The sequence below is a fragment of the Rhizobacter sp. P3_B12 genome (genome assembly GCF_056402895.1).
This window is the reverse complement of record NZ_JBFUGN010000744.1, coordinates 1-3,138: the sequence shown is the minus strand read 5'-3', so window position 1 is coordinate 3,138 and position 3,138 is coordinate 1. Positions and strand designations below refer to the sequence as shown.

General features: G+C 69.6%; 4 protein-coding genes. 1 reads left to right on the top strand and 3 read right to left on the bottom strand.

Features of this window, described 5'->3' with window-relative positions; all coding sequences use genetic code 11:
- Positions 1–233 precede the first annotated feature (233 nt).
- Complete coding sequence (locus AC1D01_RS27310; protein ID WP_477871978.1) at positions 234–1,082, top strand: DMT family transporter; 849 nt, start codon at positions 234–236, stop codon at positions 1,080–1,082.
- 191 nt (positions 1,083–1,273) lie between these two features.
- On the opposite strand, the gene AC1D01_RS27305 is transcribed toward AC1D01_RS27310, so the two are convergent.
- The 3 genes from AC1D01_RS27305 to AC1D01_RS27295 all read right to left on the bottom strand — a co-directional run.
- The gene (locus AC1D01_RS27305) at positions 1,274–2,050 is read right to left on the bottom strand and encodes a glycosyltransferase family 2 protein (protein WP_477871976.1); all 777 of its coding nucleotides are present in this window, start codon (positions 2,048–2,050) and stop codon (positions 1,274–1,276) included.
- A complete protein-coding gene (locus AC1D01_RS27300) occupies positions 2,047–2,775 on the bottom strand; it encodes a lysophospholipid acyltransferase family protein (protein ID WP_477871974.1) in 729 nt (242 codons plus the stop codon). Before AC1D01_RS27300 ends, AC1D01_RS27305 begins: the two co-directional genes overlap by 4 nt.
- The coding region (locus AC1D01_RS27295; RefSeq protein WP_477871972.1) for a RidA family protein at positions 2,772–3,138 on the bottom strand (367 nt) is incomplete at its 5' end. The genes AC1D01_RS27295 and AC1D01_RS27300, both read right to left, overlap by 4 nt.

Here is a 3,138-nt window from a genome sequence, read left to right as displayed (position 1 = left end):
ACTCACTTCGTTCGTTGTGGTCAAACAGTSGGCGACAGTCAGTGCACGAAGCGCGCTGGCGCGCGCGGGCCATGAAACCAGCCAGCTCCGGCGCCCCGGCTTTATTGGCGCTCCACAGCCTCCCCGCACGCGCCTTTGGGCACCACCGCTCTTTAGGGAGGTGACAAGCGAACAAGTGGGGATGGAGCCCGGGTTGTCACCCGGGCAGGCTCCTGCAACGCACGTCCAGCCATATGACAGACCACCACAAAGGCATCCTCTACGCCCTCGCCGCTGCCGCGCTCAACGCCAGCATCGGCGTGCTGACCAAGACGCTCGTCGCGCTGGGCTTTGCGCCGAGCAGCATCGCAGGGCTCAAGACCGTCATCGGCTTCGTGATCCTGCTGGGCATCGTGCTGGTGCAGGCACCTCGGCAATTGCGCGGCAGCTGGCTGCAGGCCGGCCTGTGCGCGTTCTTCGGCATCTTCGTGCTGTTCCACTTCGAGACGGCCGCGTATGCGCATCAGTCGGCCGCCAATGTCGTCGTGATGCTGATGGCCTGCGCGGCATTCTCGGCGATGGCCCTGGGCTGGCCGGTGCTGGGTGACCGGCCCAGGCGCCGGCAGGTCCTCGGCCTGCTGGTCGCGGTGGTGGGTGTCGCACTGATTTGCGGCGCGAACCTCGGTGGTGATCTGCAAGGCCTGCTGCTCGCCGCCATCGCCGGCACCGGCTACGGCATCTTCTCGGTGCTCGTCAAGAAGCTCGGGCTGCAGGGCGGCTTCGCGCTGACGACACGCCTGCTGTTCTTCGGCAGCCTCTACCTCGGCATCGCCATCCAGCCGGACAACCTTGCCCAGGCGCAGTGGAGCGCGACAGCCGTGCTGCTGCTCGTGCTGCTGGCGATCTTTCCGACCGTGCTCGGCTTCGTCTGCACGACACGCGCGATCCAGGACATCTCGCCAGGCCGCGTGCAGACGTTGGAACTGGCAGAGCCGGTATTCGCCGCGGTGTTCGCACTGGCAATGCTCGGCGAAGTGCCGACCAGCGGCGCCCTGATCGGTGGCGCCGTGGTGATGGCGGGGCTGTACCTCAGCGCTTCGTAGAGGCTGATCCCGGGGTTGTCACCCTCATTTGTTCGCTTGTCACAGTCGAAGGAGCAGGGTGGTGGCCCGAAGGCGCGTGCGGGGAGGCTGTGGAGCGCCAATAAAGCCGGGGCGCCGGAGCTGGCTGGTTTCATGGCCCGCGTGCGCAGCACGCGCCTTCCGCGCCAACGTCGCCGCGGAGTGACTTGCCTCTAAGGGCGGTACTGAAACGGCGGCAAGCGCCTCGCACGCCGCCACACCAGCACCGGCAGCCGCAGCAGGAACTCCAGCATCAGCCGCRCATGCATCCACGTCAGCAGCGCGTTGTCGCGCCCGTAGCGGAAGTGCGAGACGCCGCCCTCCTCCGCCGTCAGGTACTTCACCGGCGCCGGCAGGTTGATCGGCGCGACGCCGCGCCACGCAAGCCGCACCACCGCCTCGGTATCGAAATCGAAGCGCCGCATCCACGGCTGGCGCTTCATCACCGCCATCAGCGGCTCGATCGGGTACACGCGGAAGCCGTACAGCGAATCGCCGATGCCGGCGTTCAGCGTCTCCAGGTCGGTCCAGCCGTTCGAGATGCGCCGCCCGCGCACCCGCAGCAGCGGCGCCGATGCATCGAACACCGGCTTGCCCAGCACCATCGCATCAGGGTGCTCCACCGACCGCGCCATGAACTGYGGGATCAGCCCGGCCGGGTGCTGCCCGTCCGAATCCATCGTCAGCACATGCGTGAAACCCGCCTCGCGCGCCGCCTGCAGCCCGGCCAGCACCGCAGCCCCCTTGCCCTGGTTGCGCGGCAGCACGATCACGCGCAGCTGCGCATCGGCCTCGGCCAGGCGCTGCAGCCCCTCGGCCGTGCCGTCGGTGCTGCCGTCCACCACCACCCACACCGGCGACCACTGCGCGCGCGCCGCACGCACCGTCTCGTACACCGTCGCGCCGGTGTTGTAGCTCGGGATCAGCACCGCATGCCGGGTTGCGCTCACGTCAGCTCTTTCCTGAAATACGTTTCCAGCTCGTCCAGCGGCAGCGCCGCACCCTCCCGCGGCTCGAAGCGCTCGCCCAGCCGCAGCCGGAACGCCATCGGAAACGGCGGCACGCGCCAGATCGGCCAGCCCTTGCGCAGGTACGGCGACTCGGTCTCGATGAACACCGTCTGGATCGGCACGCCGGCCTTGTGCGCGATCGCCGTCACGCCCGGGCGGAAGCGGTTCAACGTCTCGCCGGCCGCGGTGCGCGTGCCCTCGGGGAACATCACCAGCTGCGAGCCATCACGCAGGTTCGCGATCGCATGCCGCAGCATCGTGCGCGGCGAATCGTTCGGGATGTAGCGCGCCAGCCGCGCACCGGCCCCGAGGAACACGCTGCGCATCAGGTCGCCCTTCATGATGCACACGCCGCGCTGCAGCCGCGCGACGATCAGCAGCGCATCGACCATGCTCGGGTGGTTGGCCACCACCACCAGCCCGGTCGCATCGTCATTCAGGCGATCGAGCGCCTGGCTGTCGACCTCCATCAGCCCGAACCCGACCGCGAGGTTCCAGAACACGCGGTACGAACTCGCCACCACGTGCCGCCCGATGGCCTGCGCCCGCTGCCGCGGCACCAGCGGCAGCATCAGCGCCGCGATCAGGTTCCAGCCGAGCGAGGCCAGGCCCAGCCCGAGCAGCAGCAGGTAGAAGCACGCGAGCTGCCAGCCGCGCCGGATCATGGGGGCGACGGCTCCGCGGCCGACGCGATGCCGTGCGCCTCGACCTCGACCAGCAGGTCGGCGCGGCACACGTCGGCGCGCAGGTAGATGGCGTTGCGCAGCGCCGGCGCCTCGGCACCCAGGCGCTGCGCCAGCACCTCGCGCACCACCGGCAGGTCGCGCGCATGGCGGACGTAGACGGTGCAGGCCAGCGTGTCGACACGGTGCGCCCGCGGCCCGATCATGCTCAGCGCGTTGGCCGCGTCGACCACCGCGGCGACGTTCGCGAGCGTCTCCTCGGTCTGCCGGGCCACGTCGCCGGCGTGCAGCGTCTGGTGCCCGACGATGCTGGCGGTGCCCGCCCGACGATGCTGGCGGTGCCCG

What these genes read in the sequence shown, in the direction of transcription:
- AC1D01_RS27310 (WP_477871978.1), top strand. Translation starts at nt 234, where the DNA reads ATGACAGACCACCACAAAGGCATCCTCTACGCCCTCGCCGCTGCCGCG.
- AC1D01_RS27300 (WP_477871974.1), bottom strand. Translation starts at nt 2,775, where the DNA reads ATGATCCGGCGCGGCTGGCAGCTCGCGTGCTTCTACCTGCTGCTGCTC.